The 24,892-nt window shown below is 67.0% G+C and carries 13 protein-coding genes and 1 pseudogene; 3 read left to right on the forward strand and 11 right to left on the reverse strand.

Annotated features, from left to right (window positions below; genetic code table 11):
* From CVUC_RS13440 to CVUC_RS13450, 3 genes and pseudogenes are all read left to right on the forward strand, one after another.
* Window positions 1-158, forward strand: a pseudogene (locus tag CVUC_RS13440) (3-oxoadipyl-CoA thiolase); the annotation flags it as partial.
* On the forward strand, window positions 158-1,321 hold the full coding sequence (locus CVUC_RS13445) for an acyl-CoA dehydrogenase family protein (RefSeq protein WP_010918994.1): 1,164 nt from the start codon (window positions 158-160) through the stop codon (window positions 1,319-1,321). The pseudogene CVUC_RS13440 and the gene CVUC_RS13445, both read left to right, overlap by 1 nt.
* Window positions 1,321-2,118 (forward strand): FAS1-like dehydratase domain-containing protein, encoded by a 798-nt coding sequence (locus tag CVUC_RS13450; protein ID WP_096032837.1) that lies wholly within the window; start codon window positions 1,321-1,323, stop codon window positions 2,116-2,118. The genes CVUC_RS13445 and CVUC_RS13450 overlap by 1 nt, the downstream gene beginning before the upstream one ends.
* 5 nt (window positions 2,119-2,123) lie before the next feature.
* Here CVUC_RS13450 and CVUC_RS13455 read toward each other — a convergent pair whose 3' ends face one another.
* The 11 genes from CVUC_RS13455 to CVUC_RS13500 all read right to left on the reverse strand — a co-directional run bounded on the left by CVUC_RS13455 (window position 2,124) and on the right by CVUC_RS13500 (window position 24,855).
* On the reverse strand, window positions 2,124-4,562 hold the full coding sequence (locus tag CVUC_RS13455) for an FkbM family methyltransferase (RefSeq protein ID WP_096032836.1): 2,439 nt from the start codon (window positions 4,560-4,562) through the stop codon (window positions 2,124-2,126).
* Window positions 4,541-6,559 carry an N-acetylglucosamine transferase gene (locus tag CVUC_RS13460; protein ID WP_096032835.1) on the reverse strand — a complete coding sequence of 673 codons (2,019 nt, stop codon included), beginning with the start codon at window positions 6,557-6,559 and terminating at the stop codon, window positions 4,541-4,543. The genes CVUC_RS13455 and CVUC_RS13460 overlap by 22 nt, the downstream gene beginning before the upstream one ends.
* Before the next feature lie 154 nt (window positions 6,560-6,713).
* Entirely contained in the window at window positions 6,714-14,153 is a 7,440-nt protein-coding gene (locus CVUC_RS13465; RefSeq protein ID WP_096032834.1) for an ice nucleation protein, read from the reverse strand.
* Window positions 14,154-14,500: 347 nt separating this feature from the next.
* A complete protein-coding gene (locus CVUC_RS13470; RefSeq protein ID WP_096032833.1) occupies window positions 14,501-16,804 on the reverse strand; it encodes a glycoside hydrolase family 3 N-terminal domain-containing protein in 2,304 nt (767 codons plus the stop codon).
* Between the two features lie 71 nt (window positions 16,805-16,875).
* Window positions 16,876-18,222, reverse strand: a complete 1,347-nt coding sequence (locus CVUC_RS13475) for a dicarboxylate/amino acid:cation symporter (protein ID WP_096032832.1) — start codon at window positions 18,220-18,222, stop codon at window positions 16,876-16,878.
* A gap of 205 nt (window positions 18,223-18,427) precedes the next feature.
* A complete protein-coding gene (locus tag CVUC_RS13480; RefSeq protein WP_096032831.1) occupies window positions 18,428-19,783 on the reverse strand; it encodes a sugar MFS transporter in 1,356 nt (451 codons plus the stop codon).
* Window positions 19,780-19,824, reverse strand: coding sequence for a hypothetical protein (locus tag CVUC_RS20040; protein ID WP_024265671.1), 45 nt, complete (start codon window positions 19,822-19,824; stop codon window positions 19,780-19,782). Before CVUC_RS20040 ends, CVUC_RS13480 begins: the two co-directional genes overlap by 4 nt.
* Before the next feature lie 207 nt (window positions 19,825-20,031).
* Window positions 20,032-21,948, reverse strand: a complete 1,917-nt coding sequence (locus CVUC_RS13485) for a hypothetical protein (protein ID WP_096032830.1) — start codon at window positions 21,946-21,948, stop codon at window positions 20,032-20,034.
* Window positions 21,945-22,388: a GtrA family protein gene (locus CVUC_RS13490; RefSeq protein WP_096032829.1), complete on the reverse strand. Its 444-nt coding sequence runs from the start codon at window positions 22,386-22,388 to the stop codon at window positions 21,945-21,947. Before CVUC_RS13490 ends, CVUC_RS13485 begins: the two co-directional genes overlap by 4 nt.
* Entirely contained in the window at window positions 22,385-23,884 is a 1,500-nt protein-coding gene (locus CVUC_RS13495; RefSeq protein WP_096032828.1) for an NAD(P)/FAD-dependent oxidoreductase, read from the reverse strand. Before CVUC_RS13495 ends, CVUC_RS13490 begins: the two co-directional genes overlap by 4 nt.
* A 185-nt stretch (window positions 23,885-24,069) precedes the next feature.
* On the reverse strand, window positions 24,070-24,855 hold the full coding sequence (locus tag CVUC_RS13500) for a hypothetical protein (protein WP_096032827.1): 786 nt from the start codon (window positions 24,853-24,855) through the stop codon (window positions 24,070-24,072).
* Window positions 24,856-24,892: the final 37 nt, after the last annotated feature.

Raw genomic sequence — 24,892 nt, forward strand, 5'->3', positions numbered from 1 at the left:
GCGGCGCCATCGCGCTGGGCCATCCGCTCGGCGCGTCCGGCGCGCGCCTGGTCCTCACCGCCTTGCGCCAGCTAGAAGCCATCGGCGGCCAGCGCGGCCTCGCCACCCTCTGCATCGGCGTCGGCCAGGGCGCGGCCCTCGCCTTCGAGCGCGTCTAGTGTCGCTCGCCGATCCCGAACTGATCGAGGCCCTGCGCCACACGGTGCGGTCGCTGTGCCGCGACTTCCCCCCGCCCTATTGGCGCGGCCTGGATCGTGAAAAGGCCTATCCGACCGACTTCGTGGCCGCCATGACCAAGGCCGGCCTGCTGGGCGTTCTGATCCCCGAGGAATACGGCGGCGGCGGCCTTGGCCTGACGGCGGCGGCGGCGATCCTGGAAGAGGTCCACGCCAGCGGCGGCAACGCCGCAGCCCTGCACGCCCAGATGTATACGATGGGCACGGTGCTACGGCATGGATCGACGGCGCAGAAGGAAACCTGGCTGCCGCGCATCGCCGATGGTTCGATCCGCCTTCAAGCCTTCGGCGTCACCGAACCCACGGCCGGCACCGACACGACCTCGATCTCGACCTTCGCCCGCCGCGAGGGCGACACCTATGTGATCAACGGCCAGAAGGTCTGGACGAGCCGGGCAGAGCACTCCGACCTGATGGTGCTCTTGGCCCGCACCACGCCCAAGGACCAGGTGACGCGCAAGGCCGACGGCCTGTCGGTGTTCCTGGTCGACATGCGCGCCGCGCTCGGCCAGGGCCTGACGATCAAGCCGATCGCCACCATGCTGAACCACGCCACGACCGAGGTGTTCTTCGACAACCTCGTCATTCCGGCCGACAGCCTGATCGGCGAAGAGGGCAAGGGCTTCCGCTACATCCTCGACGGCATGAACGCCGAGCGCATCCTGATCGGGGCCGAATGCCTGGGCGACGCCGCCTGGCTAATCGGCAAGGCGCGAGACTACGCCAACAGCCGCGTCGTCTTCGGTCGTCCCATCGGCCAGAACCAAGGCGTGCAGTTCCCGATCGCCCGCGCCTACGCCCAGACCCACGCCGCGCGCCTGACCATCTATGACGCCGCGGCGCGCTATGACGCGGGCCAGCCCTGCGGCGAGCAGGCCAATATCGGCAAGATGCTGGCCTCCGAGGCTTCGTGGGCGGCGGCTGACATGTGCCTGCAAACCCACGGCGGCTTCGGCTTCGCCGAGGAGTACGACATCGAGCGCAAGTTCCGCGAGACGCGCCTCTATCAGGTGGCCCCGATCTCGACGAACCTGATCCTGGCCTATGTCGCCGAGCACGTGCTCGGACTGCCCCGCTCCTACTGATGTCGCCGCACGCGGACTGGATCGGGCGGACGCGCAAGAGGACCGCCGTGCTGGAGGCCTCCGACGTCGCCCGGCTGGCCGCGCTGCTGAACCGGGAGGCGCCCGCCGAGGTCCCGCCGGCCTGGCACTGGGCGTGCCTGGCCGAGCCGGTGGCCCGCGCTGACATCGGCCCCGATGGTCACCCGCGTCGAGGCCTGTTCCTGCCACCCATCGCGGCGACACGCCGGATGTTCGCCTCGGCCGACATGACCTTTTCCGGCACGCTGGCGCCGGGCCAGGAGACGGATCTCGTCGAGACCATCGCCAATATCGAGGAGAAGCCAGGCGCCAGCGGTCCCCTCACCTTTGTCACCGTCGATCGCGTGGTCTCACAGGCTAAGGAAGTCCGCGTTCGCGAGCGCCAGACCATCGTCTACACGAGCGCATCGCCGGCGCCGCGTGTGGCCGACAGCGGGCCTCCCCCGCCCGCCGCGTGGAGCCAAGACACGGCCACCGACCCCGTTCTGCTGTTCGCCTTCTCGGCCGCGACCTCGAACAGCCACCGCATCCACTACGACCTTGGCTATGCGACGCAGGTCGAGGGGTATCCAGGCCTCGTCGTGCATGGCCCGCTGATCGCCCTGCTGCTGCTGGACGCCATGCCCCCTCGGGCGATCAGCCGCTTCTCGTTCCGCGCGCTCAAACCCGCCTTCGCCGGGGAGACGGTCACGGCCGAGGGCCGTCTGACCGAAGACGGCGCGGAACTGTGGGCCAGATCCGGCGACGCCACCCTGATGCAGGCCCGCGTCGCCTTCTGAGCGCCCTACTCCTCCAGGGTCGACGTATCGAAGCCGTGGTACAGCGACAGGAAGCGGAACGGATGGCCGGGCACGTACTGGCTGAACATCACGTTGTTGATGTCGCTGAGCGTGTCGAAGGCGCCGATCTTCGCGTCCTGGACCTGCAACGCCAGATGATGGCGCGCCAGGTTCAAGGCGACCTGATCGATCCAGCGCGTGACCGTCTCGCGCGACAGCCGCGCGTCCAGATAGGCGCGCAGCCAGCGCAGCATGATCGCGGTCGTCGCCGTGGGTCGCGCCAGGAGCAGGTTGGCGGTGATCCGCGAGCCCGCCTGGGTGTTGCGCTCGTTCTCGTTGAGCACGAAATCGGCGTCGCGCCATTGGTCCAGAAGGTCCTCGACACCCCGCTGCAAAAGCAGGTCGATGTCGGAGACGAACACCGGCCTCTGTAGCAGGTCCAGCAGCCCGCCCAGGCGCTGGAAGCGCACCGACTGATAGTGCGCGACCGGAATCTCGATCAGCCCCTTGGGCGGGGCTTCGTAACACAGGGTGGTGACGGCCGAAGCGTCGAAGGCGTCTCCTGTGAAGACGAGGCGCGGATCGTTCACGCCGACGGTCGCAGCAGCGTCCGCGAGGCGCTCGGCCCCGCCGATGACGTGGATCACGACGAGGAACGGCACGTCGCTGTGCTTGATGACCGACAAGGCCAGCCAGCGCCCGTAGAGTTCGACATAACGCGCGTCGGCGGCGGCGAAGAACACGACTTGGGCGCCCACGGCGTCGGCGTGCGCCTTCAGCCCTTCAGCGTCGAGCGTGCGGCCATCGCCGGTCAAGAAGACTTGAGGGCCATCGTCGACCGCCGCCGGCGTGGGCGCGTCCAGCTCGGCGCCCGTCAACGCCTCCATCACCACCTGATAGTGGATCACCCAGTCGCGCCATTCGGGCGCGGGAGGCTCGACCTGCAGCGCCGCCGCCTCATCGAGCAGCGCTTCGAACAAGGCCAGACGCTCGGCGCTCAGCGGCTCGCACAGGATCAGGCTGACGGCGTCATGGTAGTATTTCATGCGCCCCAGAGGGTGCAAGCCGGAGGTCGTATCGCGCGCGGCGGCCATCGTCTTGGCCAGCTCGGCGGCGACATCGAGCGGCGCTTCCGTAACCGGGAGCGGGGCCGCGTCATCGGGCGGGACGCCCTCGAAGAAGCGCCCCAGCAGCGCCGTCGCCGCCGCCTGTCCGGGAAGAACGCCCTCCCCCGTCAGGATCTCGTAGCGCAGCCCGCCGCGCCAGCCGACCTGCAGCTCGAAGCGGTCGGTCGCCTGCCGCCACTGGGCTTCGCCCGGAAAGGCCATGCGCTCGACCAGCGGGGTCTTGGGCGCCAGGAGCAGCACGCCCTGGTCGTTGTCCACGCCCCATCGGTGGTGGGCGAAGCCGCGATGCGCGCCCTCGATCTTCAGGACTTCGAGATAGCGGGACGGCGTCGTGATCCAGCCGGCTTCGGCGAGCAGCGGCAGGCGCTCCAGCAGCACCGACGGACGGGCCAGGGTCTGAAGAACGTGCGGCGCAACGGCGTAGTCGAACCGCCCTTCTCGCGCCACCTGAGCCAGCAAGGCTCGGTACGTGTCCGGATCAGAGAGGTCGCCGGCGTGCTCCCCCGCTGGTCCGCCGAGAGTGGCGTCGCGCAGATCCTCAGGCCATCCGGGCGGTCCGCCGCCGATCAGCAGCACGCGGAAGGCCGGATCCTGCGCCTTGCGGGCCCGCAGATGGGCGACCAGCTCGCCCAGAGCGTTCAGCCCCGTGAGCTGGCCAAACTGCGAGGGCCGCGCCGCCCGGCGCTTGAACAGGAAGTCCAGTTGCAGAAGACCGCCGTCGCGCACACCCCGCAGACGGTGGAAATCGGTGACGTCGGCCGGCACGAAACCCATCGCCCGCAGTTGCTCGAACACCTGCTCGGCGGGCGGGGCCCCCTCGTTGAAGTTCACCACCGAGATCTCGAGCAGGATGTAGTCGGCCTGGCGTAGGACGGTCTCCCCGCCGCGCAGCACGTCCAGCTCCGCGCCCTGGGTGTCGATCTTGACGAAGTCAAAGCGCCGCCCGGCCAGCAGGTCGTCCAGCCGCGCCTTGGGCACCACGCGGCGGATCATCACGTCGTCGCGGAAGAAGTCGGTATTCTCGCGATACAGCGATGTGCCCGTCGACTGCAGCCATTCCTTGGTCAGGAACAGCTCGGCCTCGCCGTTCTCGTGCGAGGCCGCGACCATGTGGCGCTCGAACGGCATGGCCGCGAGGTCAGGCTCGCAGAACGGGTTCGGCTCGACCAGGGTCGGCGCGCAGTCGGGAAACACCTGCAGGAAGCCCCGTGTGAAGCTGCCCACGTGCGCGCCGATGTCCAGCATGGTGCGCGGCGCGTAGCCGTCCAGCTTCAGGGCCTGCAGTTGCTCGCGGTTCACCGGCCCTGCCCCTCCCACAGGCGGCCATCGGGCGCGATGGCCTTGACGGCGTGCCTCCGCGCCAGCTCGCGGCGATAGACCTCGTGCAGATCCGGCTCGGCTTGCGCCTCGCGCTCGTCCCGATCCAAGGCGAGACCCACCGCGAGATAGGCCGCCAGATTGGCGAGGTTCGGCTGCGGACGCAGGCCCGCCTGATACTCAGCGATCATCTCGCCGTAGAGCGTCTCAAGCTTGTCGGCCAACAGGTCCATGTCAAACAGCACGCAGGTGTCGCGATTGGCCTCCAGCGTGGCGCGCAAGGCCTGGGCGCGCGCACGATCCGAACCGATCTCGACGGCCTTTTCGACATAGGCTGCGGCGCTATCCACGACCAGTTCGGGAAGGCCGGCGCTGCGCACCAAGCTGCCGCAGACCCGCGAGGCGAACGAGCGGCCCGACCAGGTCAGGACCGGCACGGCCATCCAGAGCGCGTCGGAAGCCGTCGTGTGGGCGCCGTAGGGCGTGGTGTCCAGGAACAGGTCCGCCAGGCGATAGCGCGCCAGATGGAAGGCGTTGGGCATCTTGGGCGCGAAGACCAGACGCATGCGGTCAACGCCCCGCGCCTCGGCGGCGTCGCGCAGGCGAGCGTTGGTCTCCGGGTTGCTGTCCAGCAGCCACAGCACGCTGCCAGATGTGCGCTTGAGAATCTCCATCCAGCGGTCGAAGACGTGCGGGGTGATCTTCTGCGTGCCGTTGAAGCAGCAGAAGACGAAGCCGTCTTCGGGTAGGCCCGCCTCGGTCCGCGTCGGGACGTCGCTGGCCACGATGCGTCGCCGGTCATTCGGCTGGTAGCAGGGAATCCGGCGAACGGCCTCCGAGTAGTAGAGCTCCATCTCCGGCGGGATGATCCACGGATCGCCGACAATGTAGTGGTGGTAGTCGCTGCCCATCGTGCCGGGATAGCCCAGCCAGTTGACCAGGATCGGCGCGGGGCGGCGGGCGAAGACGGCGGTGCGAGCGTCACGGGTGTGGCCGTTGACGTCTACCAGGATGTCGATGCCGTCGTCGGCGATGCGCTGGGCGGCCTCGTCGTCGCTCATGGGGCGAATATCGATGAAGTGCTCGGCCGCCGCCCGGATGCGCGTGTTCAGGCCATCGCTGGACTCCGGGCCGCAATAGTAGGCGAACACCTCGACCTTGGCCTTGTCGTGCACCTCGAAGAGCTCGGCCATCAGGTAGCCGACCGCGTGGTCGCGCAGGTCGGACGAGATATAGCCGATCCGGGGGCGGCGCCCCGCCAAGTCGATCGGCGCATCGCGGCGATCGGCACGGACTTGCTCTGGCGTGGTCTTGGCTTCGCGCTCGATGAACTGATTGGCCGCGCCCAGCTGCAGAAGCGGATCGTCGGAATAGGCCGCGATCGACAGCGGATTGACCCCATTCAGCAGCGTTTCGCGGCTCAGGCGCTCGGTCGGCTGCACGGCGGGCCATTTGCATTGCGACAGGCGCGTGGCGACCAGCTGGCCGATGACGTCCATGGCCTTCGGATCGATATCCGCCGCCCGCTGCAAGGCCAGTTCCGCCCGGGCGGGCTGGTGCATCTCGCCCAGCAAGCGCGCGATCTGCTTGAGGCAGGTGAAAGCGTAGCTGACTCCCATGCCGTTCAAGACGATCGGCCGATTGGCTCCGGCCTCCCAGGTCGCGATCGCCAGCTCTTGCAGGCCAGCGCGTTCCTGGAGCCCGCCCAGATTGACATAGGCGGGCATGAACTCGGGATTGATCTGAATAGCCTGCTCCAGCGAGGCGGCGGCGGCGACACTGTCGCCGAGTGCGGCCTGGAGAACCGAGCGGTTGAACAGGGCCACGCAGAGCTGCGGATGGTCTGGGTTGAACTTGATCCAGATCTTGTAGGCCTGGTCCGCAAGCGCCGGTTGGCCGCCGGTCGCCAGGTTGCTGGCCAGGGTGATCACATCGCCCAGCGAACAGCCGTCTGCGGTCAGCTTGCTGAGCATTTCCAGGGTGTCGAGGTCAGCCATTGTCTTCCTGAAACCGAGGGGCGGCGGACAGGCGCAAGCGAACGCGGCGCGCGAGTCGACCGAACGCGATCATGGCATGGGGGCGGAAACTCGACCATCGGCCGAGAGGCGATCGGCCGCCGACGTCCGGAGACATCGGCGGCCGGGCTCAAGATCAGGTGACGGTCAGGTACGAGCTGACCTGGGCGTCGCTCAGGCTTTGCACCTGCGTGGCGGTCAGAGCGTTGGCCTGGGTGCTGGTCATCGCCTCGATATTGGTCGTCGAGAGGAAGTCCAGCTGGGTCGTCGTCAAGCCGGAGATCTGGGTGGTCTGCAGCTGTCCGATCTGGGTCGTGGTCAGGCTGTTGATAACCGTCGTGGTCAGAGCGCCAAGCTGTGTAGAGGCCAGAGCGCCGATCTGGGTGGCGCTGAGGTCCGAGACGTCCGTCGAGCTCAGGCCCTTGAGCTGCGTGGTGGACAGACCCCTGAGCTGGGTCGTCGACAGCGCGGCGGTCTGGGTGGCGTCCAGCGCCGACAGGTTGGTCGCCGACAGGGCGCCGAGCTGCTGCGTGGTGAGCGCCGCGATCTGGGTGTCGGCGAACTGGCCGATATCCGTCGTGCTCAGAGCCGCCAGCTGGGTTGTGCCCAGGCCCTTGACCTGGGTGCTCGTCAGCGCGCCCACCTGGGTGGCGTCCAGCGTCGAGAAGGCCGTGACCGTCAGAGCGCCCAACTGGGCGCCGGTCAGGGCGGACAGCTGGGTGGTGGTCAACTGTTGCGCCTGGGTCGTCGCCAAGGCCCCGATCTGCGAATTGGTCAGAGCGCCGACCTGGGTATCGGCCAGTTCGCCGATGTCCGTGGTCGAAAGCCCCTTCACCTGGTCAACGCTCAGACCCTTGACCTGCGTCACGGTCAGGGCCGCCATCTGGGTGGCATTAAGAGCCGAGAGGTTGGTCGTGGACAGTGCGACCAGCTGGCTGGTCGCCAAGGCCCCGATCTGAGTGTTGGCCAGTTCGCCGATGTCGGTAGTCGTCAGACCCTTCAGCTGATCCACGGTCAGGCCCTTGACCTGCGTCGTGGTCAAGGCGGTGACCTGGGTGGCGTTGAGCGCAGACACGTTGGTCGCCGACAGCGCTGCGATCTGAGCCGCCGTCAGGGCGGCCACCTGGGTGTCAGCCAGCTCGCTGATGTCGGTGGTGGTCAGCCCCTTCAGTTGGGTGGTCGTCAGACCCTTGAGCTGGGTGCTGTTCAGCGCAGCGACCTGGGTGCCGTTGAGGGTCGAGAAGCCGGTCGCTGTCAGTGCGCCCAACTGGGTCGAGCTCAGCGCCCCCACCTGCGTATCGGCGAGGTCGCCGATATTGGTGGTGCTCAGACCGGCAAGTTGCGCGACCGTCAGGCCCTTGACCTGGGTCGTGGTGAGCGCCCCCACCTGCGTGGCGTTCAGCAGGCTGACGTTCGTCGCCGAGACCGCGCCGATCTGGGTGGCCGAGAGGCCGCCGATCTGGGTGGTCGACAGCTCCTGGATCTGGGTCGAGGCCAGCGCCGCGACCTGGGCCGCCGACAGAGCGCCGACTTGGGTCGCCGACAGCTCGTCGATGTCAGTCACCGACAGACCCTTCAGTTGCGTCGTCGACAACGCCTGGATCTGGGTGTTGCTCAGCGCCGCGACCTGGGTGTCCGCCATGGCGGAGATGTTGGTCGCAGAGAGGTTCTTCAGCTGATCGGCGGTCAGGGCCGTGATCTGTGTGGTCGAGAGCTCGCCGATGTCAGTGGTGCTCAGGCCCTTCAGCTGATCTGCGGTCAGACCTTTGATCTGCGTGGCCGAAAGCACCGCCACTTGGGTGGCGTTGAGCGACGAGAAGCCGGTGGCCGTCAGCGCGCCCAGCTGGGTCGCGCTCAACGCGCCGACCTGCGTGTCGGCGAGGTCGCCGATGTCGGTGGTCGTCAGGCCCTTCAGCTGCGTCGCGGTCAGCCCCTTGACCTGGGTCGTCGTCAGCGCCGCCGTCTGGGTGGCGTCCAGGGCCGAGAAGGCCGTGGCCGTCAGAGCGCCGAGCTGGGTCGCGCTCAGGGCGCCCACCTGGGTGTCCGCGAGCTGGCCGACGTCCGTGGTCGTCAGGGCCGACAGCTGGCTATTGGTCAGCCCCTTGACCTGGGTCGTCGTCAGAGCGCCGACCTGGGTCGCGTCCAGAGCCGAGAAGGCCTGGGTCGTCAGCGCACCGACCTGCGTAGCGTTCAACGCGCCGAGCTGGGTGGTCGACAGGGTCTGGGCCTGGGTCGTGGCCAGGGCCGCGAGCTGCGAGGTCTGCAGCGCCGCGATCTGGGTGTCCGCAAGGTCGCCCACATCCGTGGTGCTCAGCCCCTGGATCTGGGTGTTGGTCAGCCCCCTGATCTGGGTCGAGGTCAGGGCCGCCGACTGGGTCGCCGACAGCGCGGAGATGTTGGTGGTCGACAGGTTCTTGATCTGGTCGGCCGTCAGGGCGGCCACCTGGGTGTCGGCCAGTTCGCCGATGTCGGTGGTGGTCAGGTTCTTCAGCTGATCCGCCGTCAGGCCCTTGACCTGGGTGGTGGTGAGCGCTCCGACCTGGGTCGCGTTCAGCGCCGAGAAGCCGGTCGTGGTCAGGGCCCCGATCTGCACTGCGGTGAGCGCGCCGACTTGCGTCGTCGCCAGTTCACCGATGTCGGTGGTGGTCAGCCCCTTCAGTTGGGTGGCCGTCAGACCCTTGACCTGCGTCTCGCTGAGCGCGCCGACCTGGGTGGCGTTGAGGGTGGAGAAGCCCGTCGCGGTCAACGCGCCCAACTGGGTCGCCGAAAGCGCACCGACCTGGGTGTCGGCGAGATCGCCGATATTGGTCGTCGTCAGGTTCTTCAGCTGATCCGCTGTGAGGCCCTTGACCTGCGTGGTGCTGAGCGCCCCGATCTGCGTGGCGTTGAGCTGCGTCAGATTGGTTGTGGAGATCGCCGCCACCTGGGTGGCCGCCAAGCCGCCGATCTGGGTGGTCGACAGTTCCTGGACCTGGGTGGTGGCCAGGGCCCCGATCTGCGCCGCCGAGAGCGCGCCGATCTGGGTCGCCGACAGCTCGTCGATATCGGTGACCGACAGGCCCTTCAGCTGGGTCGTCGAAAGCGCCTGGATCTGAGTGTTGCTCAGCACCGCGATCTGGGTGTTCGCCAGGGCCGAGATGTTGGTCGCCGACAGGTTCTTGAGCTGGTCGGCCGTCAGGGCCTGGATCTGGGTCGTCGAGAATTCACCGATGTCGGTGGTCGTCAGACCCTTCAACTGATCGGCGCTCAGCCCCTTGATCTGGGTCGCGCTCAACGCCGCCGTCTGCGTCGCGTCCAGCGCCGAGAGTCCGGTCGCGGTCAGAGCGCCGATCTGGGTCGCCGCCAGGGCGGCCACCTGGGTGTCGGCCAACTGGCTGATATCGGTGGTGGTCAGCCCCTTCAGTTGGGTGGCGGTGAGCCCCTTGATCTGAGTGCTCGACAGCGCGGCAACCTGGGTGGCGTCCAGCGCCGAGAAGCCCGTGGGCGACAGCGCGCCCAGCTGGGTCGCGGTCAAGGCGGCCACCTGGGTGTCCGCCAGTTCGCCGATGTCGGTCGTCGTCAGGCTCGTCAGCTGGCTGGTGGTCAGACCCTTCAGCTGGGTCGCGTTCAGGGCGGCAACCTGGGTGGCGTTCCAGGCCGAGAACTTGGTCGGCCCGATGGCCCCGATGACCGTGGAGCTCAGACCCGAGATCTGAGTGGTCGTCAGGTCCTGGACATTCAGCGCGGTGATCTGCGCCGACGACAGCGCTGCGATCTGCGTATCGGCCAGGTCGCTGATGTCGGTGGTGCTCAGCCCGGCCAACTGGGTGTTCGTCAGGCCCTTGAGCTGGGTGACGGTCAGGGCGGCGGTCTGGGTGGCGTCCAGAGCCGACAGGTTGGTGGGCGAAAGGTTCTTGATCTGATCGGCCGTCAGCGCGCCGATCTGGGTGTTGGCCAGCTCGGAGACGTCGGTGGTCGACAGACCCTTCAGCTGGTCAGCCGTAAGGCCCTTGACCTGGGTGGTCGTGAGCGCCGCGACCTGAGTTCCGTTCAGCGACGATACGTTCGTCGCCGAGAGGGCGCCGATCTGCACCGCCGAAAGCGCGGCGACCTGGGTCGTCGACAGTTCGGCGACGTCCGTGGTCGTCAGGCCCTTCAGCTGCGTGGCCGTCACGCCCTTGATCTGTGTCTCGGTGAGCGCGCCGACCTGGGTGGCGTTCAGGGTCGAGAAGTTGGTCGCGTTCAGAGCGCCCAGTTGGCTCGCCGAAAGCGCAGCGACCTGGGTGTCTGCAAGGTTACCAACGTTGGTCGTCGTCAGCGCAGCCAGCTGGCCGTTCGTGACGCCCTTGAGCTGCGTCGAGGTCAGCGCCCCGAACTGCGTGGCGTCCATCAGGCTGAAGTTCGTCGGCGTGAGAGCGCCGATCTGGGTCGAGGAGAGACCACCGATCTGGGTGGTGGACAGCTCCTGCACCTGGGTCGAGGCCAGGGCCGTGATCTGGGCCGCCGACAGCGCGCCCACCTGGGTGGACGACAACTCGTCGATGTCGGTCGTCGTCAGGCCCTTCAGCTGCGTCGTCGACAGCGCCTGGACCTGGGTGTTGCTCAGCGCGGCGATCTGGGTCTGGCTCAGCGCCGAAACATTGGTCGCCGACAGGTTCTTGATCTGGTCGGCGGACAGAGCCGCGACCTGGGTGTCAGCCAACTCGCCGATGTCGGTGGTCGTCAGCCCCTTCACCTGATCCGCAGTAAGGCCCTTGACCTGGGTCGTGGTCAGCGCCGCGACCTGGGTTCCGTTCAAGGCCGAGAAACCGGTCGCCGTCAGCGCGCCGAGCTGGGTGGCGCTCAGGGCGCCCACCTGGGTGTCGCCGAGCTCGCCGATGTCGGTGGTCGACAGCCCCTTCAGCTGGGTCGCGGTCAGGCCCTTGATCTGGTTCGTCGTCAGGGCGGCGGTCTGGGTGGCGTCCAGCGCCGAGAAGGCGGTGGGCGTCAGCGCGCCGATCTGGGTCGAAGCCAGCGCCGCCAATTGGGTGGTCGCCAGTTCGCCGATGTCCGTCGTCGTCAACCCGCCGAGCTGAGCCGTGGTCAGGCCCTTGATCTGGGTTTCATTGAGCGCCCCGACCTGGGTCGCGTCGAACGCCGAGAAGTTCGTCGCCGACAGGGCTCCCACTTGAGACGCGCTCAGAGCGCCGACCTGCGTGGTCGACAGGCTCTTCACATTGGTCAGGCTCAGCGCGGTGATCTGCGACGTGGCCAGAGCGGCGATCTGGGTGTCGGCCAGTTCGCTAACGTCGGTGGTCGTCAGGCCTTGCAGCTGGGTCGCCGTCAGACCCTTGATCTGGGTGGCGTTCAGCGCCGCGACCTGGGTCTGGCTCAGAGCTGAGACATTGGTGGCCGAGAGATTCTTGATCTGGTCAGCGGTCAGGGCGGCGATCTGAGTGTCCGCCAGTTCACCGATGTCCGTGGTCGACAGGCCCTTGAGCTGGTCCGCCGTCAGGCCCTTGACCTGCGTGGTGGTCAGCGCGGCCGTCTGGGTCGCGTTCAGCGCCGACACGTTGGTGGCCGTCAGCGCGCCCAGTTGCGCCGTCGACAGCGCCGCCAGTTGGGTGGTCGCCAGTTCACCGATATCGGTGGTGGTCAACCCCTTCAGCTGGGTTGCGGTCAGACCCTTCACCTGGGTTTCCGACAAGGCGGCGACCTGGGTGCCGTTGAGGGTCGAGAAGCCCGTCGCGGTCAGGGCGCCCAGCTGGGTGGACGACAGGGCGCCGACCTGGGTGTCCGCCAGATTGCTGACATTGGTCGTCGTCAGCCCGGCCATCTGGGCGTTGGTCAGCCCCTTCAGCTGAGTGGTCGTCAGGGCGCCCAACTGGGTGGCGTCGAGCAGGCTCAGATTCGTGGCGGTCAGCGCCCCGACCTGAGTCGAGGACAGCCCGCCGATCTGGGTGGTCGACAGCTCCTGCACCTGGGTCGAGGCCAGCGAGCCGATCTGGGCCGTCGTGAGGGCCCCAACCTGCGTGGCCGACAGTTCCTCGACATCCGTGACCGACAACCCCTTGAGCTGGGTCGTGGTGAGACCGGCGACCTGCGTGTTGGTCAGGGCCGAAACCTGGGTCTGGCTCAGCGCCGAGACATTGGTCGCCGAAAGATTCTTGATCTGATCGGCGGACAGCGCCGCCACCTGGGTGTCGGCCAGCTCGCCGATGTCGGTGGTCGAAAGCCCCTTGAGCTGGTCAGCCGTCAGGCCCTTGACCTGCGTGACCGACAGCGCCGCAGCTTGAGTCGCGCTAAGCGCCGAGACGTTGGTCGCCGTCACCCCGGCCAGCTGGCTGGTCGCCAGCGCGCCGATCTGGGTGTCGGCCAGCTCGCCGATATCGGTCGTCGACAGCCCCTTGAGCTGGGTCGTCGTCAGCCCCTTGACCTGCGTCGTCGACAGCGCCGCCACTTGGGTTGCGTTCAGCGCCGAGATCGCCGTGGCCGTGATCGAGCCGATCTGGGTCGCCGACAGCGCCGCGATCTGGGTGTCCGCGAGCTCACCGATGTCGGTGGTGGTCAGCGCGGCCAGTTGAGACGTCGTCAGACCCTTGAGCTGCGTCTCGCTCAAGGATCCCACCTGCGTGGCGTTCAGCGCCGAGAAATTGGTAGCGCCCAACGCGGCGACTTGGGTCGAGGCCAGTACCGCCAGTTGGGTGGTCGACAGCTGCTGGGCCTGGGTGGTCACCAGCGCGCCGATCTGCGACGTGTTCAGAGCCCCGACCTGCGTGTCAGCCAGCTCGCCGATGTCGGTGGTCGTCAGCGCCTTGATCTGGTCGACCGTGACACCCCTGACCTGGGTCACGGACAGCGCGCCCACCTGGGTGGCGCTGAGGGCGGAGAAGTTGGTGGCCGTCAGGGCCCCGACCTGGGCGGCGGAGAGGGCCGCGACCTGGGTCGTCGCCAACTCGCCGATATCGGTGGTGCTGAGCCCCTTCAGTTGGGTCGTCGACAGCGCCGCCACCTGGGTGGTGCTGAGCGCTCCCACCTGCGTCGCGTCCAGCGCCGACAGGTTGGTGACGCTGAGGGCGGCGACGCGATCAGCGGCAAGCGCGGCGACTTGCGTACCGGCCAGTTCGCCGATGTCGGTGGTGGTCAGCCCCCTGATCTGGCTGGCCGTCAGCCCCTTGACCTGGGTCTCGTTCAGTTGGCCGACCTGGGTGGTGTCGAAACCCGAGAAATTGGTCGCCGAAAGCGCGCCAAGCTGCGTCGCGCTGAGGACGGCGATGTGGGAGGTGTCGAGCGCCGCCAGCTGGGTGGAGGTCAGCGCCGAAACCTGCTGGGTGGAAAGCTGCGTCAGCTGGGTGACGTCGAAGACCACCGAAGTCGCGAACTTCGGGATCTGGGTGGCGGTGAGCGCCTTGACCTGGGTGGTGGAAAGCGCGGCGACCTGGGTGGTGGCGAGCGCGCCGATGCCCGTCGCGCTGATGGCGGCGATCTGGGTTCCGTTCAGCGCCTGAATGTCGGTCGTCGTCAGACCTTGGATCGCGGTGACCGAAAGGGTCGAGATCTGCGCGGCGGAAAGATTGGAGATCGCCATTCGTCCATCCTTGCTGGTGGACGCCCCCACGTGCGCCCGAGCAATTTAAAGACGCCCAATACGCAAGCGCCCCAAGCTAGCCACACTAAGGCTAATTCTCGGTAACCATATTTCCTTTCCAACACCTTTCAACGAGACACACGGCCGCAGATCGATATTGGTCGCACGCGCAACCTGAGGAACGCATCCGGACGCGCTCCGAAGTTGAAAAAACCCTTTCAAATCAAGGCCTCAGGCCATCCAACCATTGAGCTGCGCCAATCCTTGCAGCCGCTCCATTTCTTGCCGCTGAGCCCGCTTTCACGACGAGAACAAGGTCTTCGAAGGTCGGTTGGAGCCCGTTTGGACGCGGTTTCGCCAAGACCCTGATTCGGGGATCAGCCCCGATCGAAGGGCAGCAGCTCGAAACTACCCATCAGCCCGTCGACGCAGGAGTTGGCGACCCAGACGTCAAAAGCGCCTGGCTCGACGGTCCAATAGTCGTTGTCGCCGACGAACATCAGGTTCTCGCGCCTGAGCTCGAAATGGACCTCGCGCTCGGCGCCGGGCGCCAGGCTGACACGCTGGAAGCCCTTCAGTTCTCGGACCGGACGAGTCCGGCTGGCGACCCGGTCGCGGATGTACAGTTGCGCCACATGATCACCGTGAACCGGACCGGTGTTCCGGACCTTGGCGGTGACGTGCAGCGTATCGTCCCACGCCAGGCGAGCCGTGCTCAGCTTGAGGTCAGAGAGGCTAAAACTCGTGTAGCCGAGCCCGAAACCGAACGGATAGAGCGCGTCGTTGCGGATCGAACGCCAGCGGGCCTTGTACTCCTGGGCGTTGGGATCGGCGGGCGCGGGCCGCCCGGTCGTGCGGCTGTTGTAGAAGAACGGCTGCTGGCCGCTCTCGATCGGGAAACTGACCGGCAGCCGGCCGGAAGGGTTCACCGTCCCGAACAGCACGTCGGCCACGGCGTGGCCCATCTCGCTGCCCAGGAACCAGGTCGCCAGAATGGCGGGAGCGTCCTTGACCACGCCTTCCAGCGCCATGGCCCGGCCATGGCGGAGCAGCACCACCACCGGCTTGCCGGTGGCCGCGATCGCCTCGGCCAGGCGCTGCTGGACGGGAGGGATGCGGATGTCGGTGCGCGACTTGGCCTCGCCGGTCATGTCCTCGCTTTCGCCGACCGCCAGCAGGACGATGTCGGCCGCCTGCGCCGCCGCGACGGCGCGCTCGAAGCCGCCAGCGATCGTTGTCTCGACCTCGCAGCCACGCTCCACGATGAGGTTGGCGGGATCGGCCATCTGGGCCCGCAAGCCGGTGGCCAGGTCGACGTTCAGCCTGCGGTCCGCAAAGAAACCGCCCCACGCGCCCAGCACATTGTCGCGGTCGTCGGCGAAGGGACCGATCAACGCCAGCCGCTTGCCGGCCTTCGGCAGCGGCAGCAGACCCTGGTCGTTCTTCAGCAGCACGATGGACCGCGCGCCGGACTCGCGGCTCAGCGCCCGCATCGCCAGCGTAGCGGTATGCTTGCGCTCGACCTCAGGGTCGAGGGACCGATACGGATTGTCGAAGAGACCAATCGCCTCCTTCAGCGCCAGCACGCGCCGCACCGCCTGGTCCACCGCCTCGACGGGCACCGCGCCCGAGGTGACCAGTTCGGGCAGGTAGCGGTTGTAAAGGCCGCTCTGCATGCTGATGTCGATGCCGGCCAGAATGGCCAGGCGGGCGGCGTCCCGATCATCGGCCGCATAGCCGTGCGCCACCAGCTCCTGGTCGGCGGTGTAGTCCGAGATCACGACCCCCTTGAAGCCCCACTCCCCGCGCAGGATGTCGGTCAGCAGGCGTCGATTGGCGGTGGCGGGAATGCCGTTGATGTCGTTGAAGGCCGACATCGTGGTCATCGCCCCGGCGGCGAACGACGCCTGGAACGGCGGCAAGTGCGTCTCGCGCAGCGTCGCCTCGGACATCTCGACCGAGTTGTACTCCATGCCCGCCATCACCGCGCCATAGCCGGCGAAGTGCTTGGGCGTCGCCAGCATGCTGTCCTCGGCCCTCAGGTCGCGCCCCTGGAAGCCGCGCACGCGGGCGGCGGCCATGACCTCGCCCAGATAGACGTCCTCGCCCGAGCCTTCGGCCACGCGCCCCCAGCGCTGGTCGCGCGCCACGTCGACCATCGGCGCGAACGTCCAGTGAAGGCCCGACGCCGAGGCTTCAACCGCCGCCGCCCGCGCCGTCCGCTCGGCCAGATGCGGATCGAAACTGGCCGCCTCGGCCAGCGAGATGGGGTAGACGGTCCGGAAGCCGTGGATGACGTCGGCCGCGAACAGCAGCGGGATCTTCAGCCGCGAACCCTCGACCGCCGCCTTCTGGGTGTCGAGCGCGGCCTGGGCGCCGACCCCGTTGATCAGGGTTCCAATCCGCCCCGCCTTGATCTCGGCGATCAGGGTCTGGGCGTTGCGGATGTTGACCAGCGGATTGATGTCCCCGATCGGCGGGCGGATCATGTCGGCGAAGCACGACAGCTGACCGGCCTTCTCCTCGAGGCTCATCTGGGCCAGCAGGGCCTCGACGCGCCCTGAAGCCCGCGCGAAGGCCGAAGGCGCCGTAACGGCCAGCCCCGCCAGCGCGGCCGCGCCAGACAGGAATCCGCGTCGGCTCGACCCCACGGGGCCGCCGGTCTTCGTCTTCAAAACCATGGAATCCCCCGGCGACGCTTCACGAGGCGGGCAAACTCGCCGCTAAAGCTCCACCGTGCAACCGCGCTCGCCTATTCGGCCGCGTGGAACGCCGCGTCGGCATGCGAACCCGGCTGGTTATAGGCCTCAAGGTCAAGAATGCCCTCGCGCTTGGCGACCAGGGTCGGGACCAGCGCTTGCCCCGCGACGTTCACCGCCGTGCGTCCCATGTCGAGAATCGGATCGATCGCCAGCAGGAGACCCGCGCCTTCCAGCGGCAGACCCAATGTCGACAGGGTCAAGGTCAGCATCACCGTCGCCCCGGTCAGGCCCGCCGTCGCCGCCGAGCCGATGACCGACACGAAGACGATCAGCAGATAGTCCGACCAGACAAGATGCACCCCGAAGAACTGGGCGACGAAGATTGCGGCGATGGCCGGATAGATGGCCGCGCAGCCATCCATCTTGGTGGTCGCGCCCAGCGGTACGGCGAAGGCGGCGTAGGCCCGCGGCACGCCCAGACGCGTCTCGGTGACCGTCTCGGTCAACGGCAGCGTGCCGATGGACGAGCGCGACACAAAGCCCAGCTGGATAGCGGGCCAGGCCCCTTGGAAGAAGCGGATCGGGTTCAGGCCGTTCAGCGCCAGCAGGACCGGATAGACAAGCAGCAGAACCAGACCAAGGCCGGCATAGATCGCCACGGTGAACGCGCCCAGCTGGCCCAGGGTCGTCCAGCCGTATTGGGCGACGGCGTTGCCGAACAGGCCCACCGTGCCGATCGGCGTCAGGCGGATCACCCACCACAGCACCTTGCGGACAATGGCCAGGGCCGAGGCGTTGAACTTCAGGAACGCTTCGCCCGCCTCGCCGACCTTGAGGGCCGCAACGCCGGTGACCAGCGAAATGACGACGATCTGCAGGACGTTGAACGACAGCGACGTGCTGGCCGCGCCGGCGTCCGAGATCTTGGTCGAGGCGGCCAGGCCCAGGATGTTCACCGGCACGAGGCCCGTCAGGAAATCGAGCCAGGATCCATGCGTCTTGGGCGCCTTGGCCGCGGCGGCGTCGAGGCTGGCGTGCAGGCCGGGCTGGAGGACGAGGCCCAGCGCGATGCCGATGACGACCGAGATCAGGGCGGTGACCGCAAACCAGAACAGCGTCCGCCATACCAGGCGCGCGGCGTTCTGCATCTGGGCGATGTTGGCGATGCTGGCGACGATCGCGGTGAACACCAGCGGCGGCACCAGCACGCGCAGCAACTGGACGAAGATCTGCCCCACCTGCCGCAGGGTTTCGGCCAGGACATAGCCGGCCTGCCCCTCGGCGGGACCTAGCTGACGCGCCAGCAATCCCAGCCCCAGGCCCGCGACCATGGCGATCAGGACCTGGGCCCCGAACCCGCTGATGAAGCGGCTGCTCTTGGTCTGCGTGGCGGCCATGACGTTCCTCGACAATCGTATCGCCGGGCAATGTCGTGTCGCGGAGTGGGATTTACGAGCGAGGTTTTTCCAGGGGCGACCCCAGGAAATCTGAAGCGCTCAAAAACGAGGCGAGCCAGGCCCGCCTTCCCTGCCCTCGCCACAAAAAGAACCCCGGGAGGACGAACCTCCCGGGGGCGCTTGCAGGGCAGTATCAGGCGAAAGGCTAGTGGCCGGCGGCCACGCCTTCCTGGATCTCGTGGGTCGGGGCCTTCTTGGCGACCAGGGCGAACCACAGGACGTAGACGTAGCAGAGCAGCGGGGCTGCAAAGGCAAGGGCGCGAGAGCCAGTCGCTTGCTCGATTGCACCGAAGATCAACGGCAGAGCCGCGCCGCCGACGATTGCCATGCAGAGCAAGCCCGAGGTGGCGGACGTCGGCGCCGACGAGCGCTGCAGAGTCAGGGTGAAGATCGTCGGCAACATGATCGAGTTGAAAAGGCCGATCAGCAGGGCCGCGAAGGCCGGGATCAGACCAGTCGTCACCGGCGCAGAGGCCAGCAGCAGGTTGATCGTGCCGGTATGCGCTGACGGCGTCATGTCCTTGGTGAAAATCACCAATAGGCACAGCGCAATTGCACCAACGGCAACTAACGCCAGCAATACATAGTCCTTAACAACTTTTAGCAGCGCCGACCCGGCAAACCGACCAATCATGGCGAACACCATGTAGAAAGTCGTCAGCTTTCCGGCCTGTTCCGCCGTGACGTTAAGCACATGGCTGTGCTCAAGGAACCGGATCAAGTTCAGCGAGATGGCAACCTCGGCGCCGACATAGAGAAAGATGCCGATAGCACCTAGATTGGCCCACTTTGAGTTAAGCGCCGACAGCGGACTGACAAGGTTACCCGTTTTTGGCGCAGCATCGGTGATCTTCTGGCGAACCATGAAGATGAGCAAGATGAAGAGAGCTAGGCCAATGCCAATTGCCATGTAGACGTTACTGACAAAGCCCAAAGCCTGTTCGCGCAGAGCGTCAGTTATTACTGCGTCTTTGGCAAAGATATCGCCCTTTAGCAGGAAGTTAGCACCGAACCAGAGGCCGCAGGCAGCACCCAGCGAATTGAACGCTTGGGACAGATTTAGCCGGAAGGAGGAGTCCTCGGGTTTGCCCAAAGAGGCGATAAGCGGGTTGGCTGCGACCTGAAGCAATGTGATGCCAGAGGCCATGACAAAGAGACCGGTCAGAACCAAACCGTAGGTGTGCAGCTTAGCAGCAGCGACGGCGATGAAGCAGCCGGCGACAATACCGCCAAGGCCCACCATAACAGATCTGGCGTAGCCAAACTTGGATAGGAACGCCGCTGATGGCATCGACATCAGGCCATATGCGATAAAGAACGCTGAACCGGTCAGATTGGCCTCGACCGGCGTGAGCGTGAAGACTGTCATCATGGTCTTCAGCAGCGGGTCGAGCAGGTTGGTGACCAGCGCCCAGATGAAGAACAGGCAGGTCACGTAGACGACGGCGAGTTTGACGCCCCCGCCCTTGGCCGTGGTCTTGGTGATCGCGGCGTCGGTCATTGGCCGACACCTCCGAGGTTGAACGTCAGGAACGCAATCACTGCACCACTCCCTAGTGACGATGTGTCAAATCCGTCTTCGCGCGGATGTCGCATTCACCGGAAACGTGACAACGTTGTCAACCATACGTGTGGATTTTCTCGCGTTTTCGTGTCGGCGGCGATCGCCGAACCGGCCGTCGCGTTGATGCATTTCGTCGGCTGGGACTCACGCCGATGGACGGCGATCCGGGCAACGGCCGAGCCGGTTCAGCCCCCGCGACACGGGATCACCGCATAGCGATGCGCCGTCATCCAGCGACGGCCTGACGCGTCCGAAAGATCCTCGGCATAGGGCGCGGCGGGCGACCAGACCCGCGCCTTCAGTCCTGCATCGAGCACCCCCTCCCCGTCCCAGAGCGGTGAGACGATCCAAGCCGGGGCATCCGAGGCCGCGCAGAACGCCCGCACCTTCTCCGGCTTAGGCGGCGGCGGCTTCAGCGCATCCATCAGCAGCGGTCGGATCCAGTCAGGCCCCGCGAGGCCGGCGGCCTCGACCCGCGCCACCCGATCGTGCAACGCCATCGCCAGGGGACGCGAGAACACCACGCCTGCGCTCTGAACCTTGCTGATCCAGCTGGCCCGGCCCGCAACGAGCCATGGCTCCACGTCGCCGGCCAGCCAGAGGACTTCGCCCGGCCGGGAAGCCATCATCGAGACCAGGGTCGGATCACGGCCGGCGTCGCGCTGGCGGATATAGGCGGATCGGTCGTCCCAGAGCAGGGTCGCCGACAGCCCGACCACCAGCAGGCCGACGAGCCGCAGAGACCGGCCGGGCGCCTTCCAGGCCTTAGCCATCCAAAGGCTAAGCCCGCCGGCGATCAGCAGGGCGGGCAGATCGCTGGCCCAGACCAGCCCTTGGCTGAAAGGCCAGGCGTCCGGCAGGCGGGCCAGGGCTTCGCGCAGCGCATAGCTTCGCAGCGCCCCATAGCCGACCAGCGCCACCACGAGCGCGCCCACCGCGATCGCTCCATAGAGCCTGGGCCGCGACAGGCGAACCCGATCGCCCAGCAGCAGGAACGCCAGCCCGACCGGCGCGATCAGCAGTCCAAGATCGCTGATGCCGCGAACCATCCAGGCGATGCTCAGGAAAGCCAGGCCGATCAGGCCCGAAGCGCCCTTCCGAGGGGCTTCGATGCAGACCAGGGCCAGACCGATCGTGGCCAGCACGGCCATCGGCTGCAGGGTCCGCCAGGTCTGAGCCTGGAGAAAGAGCAGCAGCGAGACATGATCGGCCAGCAGCGCGGCTGCGGCCACCCCGGCCAGTCCCGCCGCCAACCCGCCCAGCGCCAGCCGACGGGCCGCCCCCGTCAGCAACGACGCCGCTGCGGCGAGCGTACAGGCCTGGACGGCGAGCCGTCCCCAGGTCTCGGCCGACCACTGCGACGGAAACAGGATCGGGCTGCGCGTCTCGACAATCGCTCGCCAGGCCGGGTCCATGACCGTCACCAAGCGGTCGGCCAGCGGCAGGCGAAAGAGGCCCGCGACCACCAGGACGCCCAGCGCCGCCAGACCCGCCCAGAACCAGCGACGGTCTTCCAGACAGATCGCCAGCCCGATGGCGGCGGCCGCGCAGAGACCCATGATCGGATGGAAGAGCATGCCCAGAGCGCAGGCGCCCAAGGCCAGGACGCGTCGCCCCGACAGATAGGCGGCCATGCCCAGGAGACCGGCCGCCTCGGCCAGGCCGCGCGGCGTGGCGTAGGGCTCGCCAAAGCCGATCACGTTCATCGCGCCATAGAGCGCCGGCAGGATGGCGGCGAAGACCAGGGCGACCCAGCGCTCCCCCTGGGAACGATCGGCGAGCAGCCGCTCGATCAGCAGCGCCAGGGCGACGAACCAGAGCAGGAGCGTGACCAGGACGATCGCCAGCGTCGCCCCCGAAACGCCCAGCATCGCGATCAGCCGCGCCAGCAGCGGCGTGTAGAGACTGAAGCCGAACTGGCCGTCGTGGACGAAGATCAGGTCGCGCCCGACCCCGCCCGGGTCCAGCTTGGCCAGGGCGTCGCCCACATAGAGGCGGCCGTCGTGATGGACGCCCGGAAACGGTCGGCTGAGCAGGAACAGGCCGAACGCCGCCAGCCAGCCGAGCCAGCGGCTGTCGGCGAACCGCTCCAGACGATTCACGACCGGGCGATGTCGGCGCGCGGCGCTCGGAACAGCAGCGCCCGGCGGACGGTGAAGTTGAACAGGAAGACGAGACAAGCCGTCGGCCCCTTGGCCGAGGCGGGAGCCATGCCGAACGCTTCGACGCCGACGATCATCAGTCCTTGGGTCAGCAGCAGCCCGGCCAGGCCCACCCCAAGGAAACCGGTGAACTCGCGCCAGCGGTCGGCGATCGGACGATGGGCGAACACAAGTCGGATCGACAGGACATAGGCCACGCCGATGCCAAAACAGAAGCCCACCCCGGAGGCCAGCAGGTAGTCGACACCGGCCCAGGTCAGCAGAACCAGAAGCCCCCAGTCGACCGCCAGCGCGGCGGCGCTGACCAGGCCATACAGGATCAGCTCCCGAAAGCCCTCCGGCAGGAGGCGCCAGATCGGTCCGGCCAGGGTGAAGATCATGCGGCCACCTTGGTCGGCACGGCGCGCTCGCTGCGCAGGGCCTGACGGGCGCCGGAGACGCCGGCCTCGCCGTACTCGGCGTCCTCGTTGACCTCCCAGACATCGTGGAGGGTCTCGCCGGCGATGATGTTCTCGGCCGTCAGCAGGCCGGTCATCATGGCGTGGTCCTGGTTGTTGTACTTGTGCATGCCGTTGCGGCCCACCAGGTGCAGGCCCGGGAAGTGCATCTTCAGGTCCAGGCGGATCATCTTGACGTGCTCGGCATAGGCGTCGTCATAGACGGGGTAGGCCTTGTGCTGTCGCACCACGCAGGCGTCATAGACGTCCGCCGGCTCCATCAGACCGATCTTGCCGATCTCGCGCTTGGCTTGAGCGATCAGGTCCTCATCCGAGGTCGTCCAGAGGCCGTCGCCCTCGAAGCAGAAGTATTCCAGCCCCAGGCAGGTCGAGACGCCGTCCGGGATCATCTCCGGCGACCACGAACGGAAGTTCTGCACGCGGCCGACCTTCACCGACGGGTCGTGGATATAGATCCAGTTGTCCGGCAGTTCCTTCTGCGGCTTGCCGATCAGCACCACGGTGATGAAGTCGCGGTACATCAGCTCGCCGGCATGGAAGACGCTGATCGGGGTCGGGCTGATCGACTGCATCAGCTCGCGGATCGGCGCGGACGAAACGACGTTGTCGGCCGTGTAGATCTCCTTGCGGCCGTCGGCGCAGGTCACCGCGACGGTCCAGAGCTTGGCGATCTTGTCGAAGTGCAGGCCGTCGACCTTGCGGCCCATGCGGACGTCACCGCCCAGGGCCATGACCTTGTCGGCGCAGGCCTCCCACATCATGCCCGGGCCCTTGCGGGGATAGCGGAAGCTCTCGATCAGGGTCTTGGGACCACCCTCGGCGGCCTTGCCGCGCAGGCCCAGCGAGCGCTTGACGCCGTCGATGATCGCCGCGCCCAGGTCCAGGCCCTTGATCCGCTGGCTGGCCCAATCGGCCGAGATCTCGTCGCAGCTCATGCCCCACACCTTCTCGGTGTAGGTCTTGAAGAAGATCGAAAACAGCTTCTCGCCGAACTGATTGCGCACCCACTGGTGGAAGGTGGTCGGCGCCGCGATCGGGGTCAGCTTGGCCCAGCCGAACGAGGCCATGCACTTGGCGGCCGTCCAGACGCCCAGGTTGGCCAAGGCCTCGAAGGCCTTCAGGGGATAGGCGTAGAACTTCTCGCGGTAATAGATCCGCGACAGGCGCGGCCGGTCGATGAAGTCGTCGGGCAGGATCTCGTTCCAGAGATCGACGATCTCCTGGCTCTTGGAAAAGAAACGGTGTCCGCCGATATCGAACTTGAAGCCCTTGTAGTCGACGGTGCGGCTGATGCCGCCGACATAGGTTTCGTCCATCTCGAGCACGGTGACGCCACGCCCGGCCTTGGCCAGAGTGTAGGCGGTGGTCAGGCCGGCCGGACCGGCCCCGATCACCAGGGTTTCCACGTGCTGGCCCATGCGGCCCCCTCCCAATCCCGTTCCGGTACAGAATGGTCCGCGATGGTTAAGGCGGTGTACTCACGCGTGGTGAATTCTGGTTAATTGCACGAGCGAGACGATTGGTCGCGGACGCTGGAGCTTCCCGCCTCCCCCTCGCGGGGGAGGTGTCCGCGAAGCGGACGGAGGGAGAAGCGCCGCCGCCCCTATCGATACCCCAGCAGCGCCCGAAGGCCCGGCGCATGGAAGTCCACGACCCGCTTGTGGGTGTCTGACAACACCTTGGGCACCTCGGCCGTGACCTTCAGGTTCTCGCGGGCGGTGCGGCTTTCCTTCGGATCGGCGCCGGCCTCGACCCGGTCGCGCCAGTCGGCGGGCAGGTCCAGGCCGCAATCGGCCAGCAGCTGGCGGAAAAAGGCCTCGGCGCGCTTGGAGCCCAGGTCTTTCAGGTTCTCGACGATGTCCTCGTAGCGGACCACGACCGCTCGCGAGCCCATCCAGGCCACGGCGTTCATGCTGAAGACGTCCTTCAGGTCCGGCACACGGCCATGGGCGCCCAGGATCATCATCATGATGACGTCCTCGACCGCCGCCCCGCCGTTCTTGATATGCTCCAGATTGCCCTGGAACTCGTCGGACAGATAGAAGCGCGCCCGCGCCAGCACCCAGTCGTAAGGGTCGCGCACCAGGACGATGTGACGGGTGTCGCGCAAGGCCACCGCCGCCTCGTCCGAGAACAGCATGTGGCCCCAGCTGATCATCGGCTTGTCGACCAGGAAGGCGTCGCGGCTGCGCGACAGCAGGGCGTGCTGGATGTATTCGCGCCGCCAGTGCTGATCGGGATGGACGAACATCCGCAGGATATTGCGGATCAGGTGCGTGCCGGCCTTGGGAACGCTGTTGAGGAACACCGATTGGGTCAGCCGCGCACGCTCGAAGCGCTGGCCGATCTCGTCGAGATTGTCGGGCTTGCCCCGGATGATGGCGTTCACGCGAACAGGTTCCTTGAAACAAAGACGGCGGCGACCA

It is taken from the genome of Caulobacter vibrioides (assembly GCF_002858865.1).
Classification (GTDB): Bacteria; Pseudomonadota; Alphaproteobacteria; order Caulobacterales; family Caulobacteraceae; genus Caulobacter; species Caulobacter vibrioides.

Bases quoted from the DNA above. Each gene is read 5' to 3' on its own strand.
- CVUC_RS13495 (WP_096032828.1), bottom strand. From the start codon at position 23,884: ATGGGCCAGCACGTGGAAACCCTGGTGATCGGGGCCGGTCCGGCCGGC.
- CVUC_RS13460 (WP_096032835.1), bottom strand. From the start codon at position 6,559: ATGGCTGACCTCGACACCCTGGAAATGCTCAGCAAGCTGACCGCAGAC.
- CVUC_RS13450 (WP_096032837.1), top strand. From the start codon at position 1,321: ATGTCGCCGCACGCGGACTGGATCGGGCGGACGCGCAAGAGGACCGCC.
- CVUC_RS13475 (WP_096032832.1), bottom strand. From the start codon at position 18,222: ATGGCCGCCACGCAGACCAAGAGCAGCCGCTTCATCAGCGGGTTCGGG.
- CVUC_RS13470 (WP_096032833.1), bottom strand. From the start codon at position 16,804: ATGGTTTTGAAGACGAAGACCGGCGGCCCCGTGGGGTCGAGCCGACGC.
- CVUC_RS13490 (WP_096032829.1), bottom strand. From the start codon at position 22,388: ATGATCTTCACCCTGGCCGGACCGATCTGGCGCCTCCTGCCGGAGGGC.
- CVUC_RS13480 (WP_096032831.1), bottom strand. From the start codon at position 19,783: ATGACCGACGCCGCGATCACCAAGACCACGGCCAAGGGCGGGGGCGTC.